This window comes from Trichococcus sp. (assembly GCF_049589555.1).
Taxonomy (GTDB): Bacteria; Bacillota; Bacilli; order Lactobacillales; family Aerococcaceae; genus Trichococcus.
Window position 1 is genome coordinate 1 of sequence record NZ_JBAWAZ010000099.1, and the last position, 4,342, is coordinate 4,342.

Consider the following 4,342-nt stretch of genomic DNA (forward strand, 5'->3'; position numbering starts at 1 on the left):
TTCCAGTTGATCCCGAAAATCAGACTGAAACCTGCGCCTGTCCCCGATATATTCCCGATGGTGAAGAATAAACAGGACAAAAAAGTAGTGATACCGACAACGATTCCTGCCAGCGGTCCATAATAGTGACGGATGGCCGCGATAATAGGCATATCTGTCATTACCGAAATCCGATAAGTCGTCATCATAAAAGCAATTCCCATAAAGCCAATAGGCAACAATAGCCATAACATTTTATAACCATAATCCGATCCCAACATAGCTGCCGTAGTGATTGATCCTGGCCCTAAAACAATTCCTGTCAAAATAATACTTGGCCCAATTTTTGTGACTAATTCTTTAAATGAGGCTTTCTTTACACTCTCCGAAGTAACTAAACCGCTTTCATTAACTTTCATATTTTTCTGCACCCCAGTTCTTATCTGTAAAAAAGGAGCTGCAAAGCGAGAAAGAATATTTCCTCTTCAAACTCTGCAGCATCAAAACGATTACCGTTATTAGCCAGAAAAACAGATTATTTCACTAAGGCTTCTTCTTTTTTGAACTTAGCGACTTCAGCACTTACATCGCCGGCAGTAGAGTCCTTAAGTCCTTGTGTGATCCCGTCTTTTTCCTCTTGGTCCAACGGCAATACGGGCTTTCTCATAAGAGCAGAAGTGAATACGCCACGTTGTACCAAAGCTTCTTTCATGCGAGCATGAGCTTCGCCTGATGGTTGTCCCCCACCGTAGATTGCTTTTGAAATTGGGAAGATCAAGTCATCATACTGACGGATTTTTTGGAAGTCTCCTGCTTTCATCGCTTTCCAAGCTTCTGTAATCAGTTCTGGGATACACCCAGCGAAACCGATCAAGGCACCGTCCATTCCTGGGAACATAGATGTCAACAATGTTTCATCATGGCAAGTGATCAAGGAAACATCTGGAGCATGCTTGCGTAATTCTCTGATGTCATTTTCATAAAGAGCTGTTACACGCGTACCCATCTTGATGGATTTTACATGTTCAATTTCATTAGCCATCTTGATTAATGTTTCTACTGGATAGAAGGCTTTACTTGTTGCTGGGTATAAGTGGATAATGATATCGATATCGGCACCATCAGCTACATCTTTTACATATTCAAACGGAGCAGCAGGATTCATTCCAAAGCGTAACCACATATGAGGAGGCATCAATAGGATACCGTCGGCACCTGCTTCTTTTGCCTCGCGAGCCATTTCGATGGACTCTTGTGTGTTTTCGCAGTTGATTCCTGAGATGATGGTCATTTGGTCACCAACTTCTTCCGCCACGATTTCAACTACACGAGCGCGTTCAGCACGAGTCAAGGAAGTGATTTCACCAGTATGACCGTTACATACCAAACCGCCGATTTCGTCGAATGAAGCTAACCAGCGAACATAAGGACGTAATTCTGCTTCATTTATAGAGTAATCATCATTTAATGGGATAGAGATTGCAGGGAAGATAGTTTTCCAATTTTTTACTTTAGTCATAGTTATTTCTCTCCTTAATGATATGTATTAGTTTATTTTCATCCCTACATACTGCGCAATACATAAGGTCATGAACAAAGTTAGGTTGTTTCTCTTTCAACCAGGGATACCCCTAATTCTTGATGGACTGGAATTCGCTTCCCATTTTTGGGTGCCTCGATATCCTTCACGATACTTTTTGTGATCAATTCGCCGATCTCTTGGGAAGGCAATTCCACAGAGGTCATTGCTGTTTCCAACATGCCGCCTATCGAGTGGCCTGTCAGACTCATCACCTTGATTTGGTCAGGGATGGCGATTTTTTGCTCTTTCAGGTAACGGATGACTCCGATTCCATGCATATCCGCAGCAACAATGATGCCGTCAATGTCAGGATCCTTTTCCAAGAGTTTTTTTGCACCTGTATAACCATCTTCAAAGTAGGATTCTTTTTTTGACTTGGATTCAATCACATACGCTTCCAACCCGAACTCTTGGATTGCTTGCTTGTAGCCTTCACATCTTTCGATATACGGAAGCACTTTCATTGATCCGTTTATCAACCCAATCTTTTTGCAGCCTCGAGAGACCAGATACCTGACTGCTTCGTAAGCCGATGAGCGATAATTCGCTACGATGCTACTGAGCGTCTTATCCTGTTTGCGGATCAACTGGATGACAGCGATTCCACTATTTTGAATATTGCGTAACGCAGCGTTATTCTTTCCTGTCGACGCAATGATGATACCGTCCACAAGTCCATTTCGCAGGCGTTCGATATATTCTTTCTCGATTTCCGGATCGTCGTCCGAAATACAGATGATGATACGATAGCCAAGTTTAGTTGCCTCCCGTTCAATTACTTGAACAATATCCGAAAAGATAGATAAGCTGATGCTTGGTATGATGACACCTATCGACTGACGTTTCCCCTTGCGTAAGCCTTGAGCCAATAAATTGGGCTTATAGCTCAATTGCTCTACCGCCTCCATGACCCGTCTCCTTGTGTCTTCATGGACATAAGAATTATTATTGAGGGTTCGGGAAACTGTGCTGGCGTCTACGTTTGCTAATTTCGCCACATCTTTCAAAGTAGCCATCAGAAATTTCTCCTTCCTGGAGGATTGCTCTTTCTGCAAACGATTGTAGATTGGATATTTTTAAATAGGCTTAGGAAGTCACTCCCTTAGACCCATAAACATGTTCTACAATCGATTGCAGATTAGGTGTTATAAAATAGGCTTCTTACTGAATAAAAGTCACTCGCATCATTTTTGGAACATAACTACCATTCCAACTTCGTGAAGATTTCCTCTCATTCAGCAATCGCTTTCTTTCATGTCTGTATTATAGACCCGACTCCTATTAAAAGACAATAGTTCTTGGCCTTTCTGCAATTTGTTGCATAATCTTTTTTATTCTCCTCTCAGTTGACAGCTCTATAATCGCTATACAACAGCATCCATGTTCATTTATTCTCAAACGTTTGGCTTTGCAATAGTAGTTTAGAACTCTGAGCGCTGCCCGGAACACCATGGATAACCGAATAGTATTCATGGTTTTGAGTGTCTGACATACGAAAAAGATGAATAGCATTTATTTATTCATCTTTTTGAGCCGCTGCCGGACGAAAAGGATGGATAACGGCCAGTTATTCATGTTTACGCGCAAAAAAAGCGGCCGGCCTGACCTCGACCCCGGGAATTCATCATTCCGCAACAAAAAGTCCTCTCAGCAAAAAGCACTGAAAGGACGGGAGTTTCTTCTCAATTATAGCTTACCTTGCTCATTCAGTTTGCCCAGGAAATACGGCATCTGGACGCGCCACCATTCCCAGTCGTGGTGGACATCAGTTCCCCAGAAGTCGATCCACGCGGGGATGTTCTTGAAGCGCATCACTTCTTCAATTTTGCGCGTATCGCGGATGCTGACTTCTTCCCAGTTGCCTTGGCCGGTCGCGACGATGATGTTGCCGGAACGGTATTTGTCCAGGAACCAGCCGTCGTTCAGATTCCAAAGGTAGTCGATCGGCGAGTTTTCATAAGCGTTGCGGTCATGGTAATCTCCAAAGAAGTAACGGACATCGTAAAGGCCGCTCAGCGCGATGACGCTGTCGAAGACATCCGGATGGCGCAGGTAAAAGTTCAGGCTGTGATAGCCGCCCATGCTGCAGCCGGTCGCGATCATCGGTCCTTGATGGTTCGTCTGATGTTTGATGTGCGGCACCAGTTCCTCGATGATGTAGCGGTCATAACGTTCGTGCATGTTGGCGCGGTCGTAAGGACTTTTCCATTCGCAAAGCCAAGATTCGTTGTCCACGCTGTCCGGCGTGTAAAACTGCACCAAGCCTTGGTCGATGAACCACTGGCAAGCTTCGATCATGCCGAAGTCCGCGTACTCGTTGTGGCTGCCTCCGGATGACGGGAAGACGATGATCGGTTTACCCGCATGTCCATAGCGATTGAAACGCATCTCGCGGTTCAGGTGACCGCTCCATTGTGATGAATATTCTACGTGCATCTTATTTCCCCCAATCTATTCGGTTACGGAAATCATATGGATGATGTCCATCAGTTCTTGGTATTCTGCCGCACGGATGACGTAGCCGAAATCACCCATGATGGCCGCAAAAATCCCCGGCATTTCTTCAAACAGAACGACGTTGCCACCGTAACGGGCCATCACTTCCTCATGCGTGAAGCGGTAAGGATGGACGCCCTTGCGGCTGACGTAGCAGCAATAGTAAGGCGTGTTCATCTGCGCTGTGAAATTGCCGGTCGCAACCAGATTTCCATAAGCGGCATACAGATCGACATCATTTGCCCAGTTCCACATGTCCATTGTATGCCCGCCAGGCGGACGCAG

The 4,342-nt window shown here is 44.9% G+C and carries 4 protein-coding genes and 1 pseudogene; all 5 read right to left on the bottom strand.

Annotated elements, in window-relative coordinates; genetic code table 11:
• On the bottom strand, positions 1–398 hold a 398-nt coding region (locus WBV27_RS04280), incomplete at its 3' end, for a divalent metal cation transporter (protein WP_424199727.1).
• A 116-nt stretch (positions 399–514) separates the two neighbouring features.
• A complete protein-coding gene (locus WBV27_RS04285) occupies positions 515–1,498 on the bottom strand; it encodes a dihydrodipicolinate synthase family protein (RefSeq protein ID WP_424199729.1) in 984 nt (327 codons plus the stop codon).
• An 80-nt stretch (positions 1,499–1,578) separates the two neighbouring features.
• Positions 1,579–2,577, bottom strand: a complete 999-nt coding sequence (locus tag WBV27_RS04290) for a LacI family DNA-binding transcriptional regulator (RefSeq protein WP_424199731.1) — start codon at positions 2,575–2,577, stop codon at positions 1,579–1,581.
• Between the two features lie 670 nt (positions 2,578–3,247).
• The gene (locus tag WBV27_RS04295) at positions 3,248–3,997 is read right to left on the bottom strand and encodes an esterase family protein (protein ID WP_424199733.1); all 750 of its coding nucleotides are present in this window, start codon (positions 3,995–3,997) and stop codon (positions 3,248–3,250) included.
• A 15-nt stretch (positions 3,998–4,012) separates the two neighbouring features.
• Positions 4,013–4,342: pseudogene (locus tag WBV27_RS04300) on the bottom strand (ATP-grasp domain-containing protein); the annotation flags it as partial.

Excerpts from the sequence above, each read along its gene's own strand:
- WBV27_RS04285 (WP_424199729.1), bottom strand. The coding sequence starts at position 1,498 with ATGACTAAAGTAAAAAATTGGAAAACTATCTTCCCTGCAATCTCTATC.
- WBV27_RS04290 (WP_424199731.1), bottom strand. The coding sequence starts at position 2,577 with ATGGCTACTTTGAAAGATGTGGCGAAATTAGCAAACGTAGACGCCAGC.
- WBV27_RS04295 (WP_424199733.1), bottom strand. The coding sequence starts at position 3,997 with ATGCACGTAGAATATTCATCACAATGGAGCGGTCACCTGAACCGCGAG.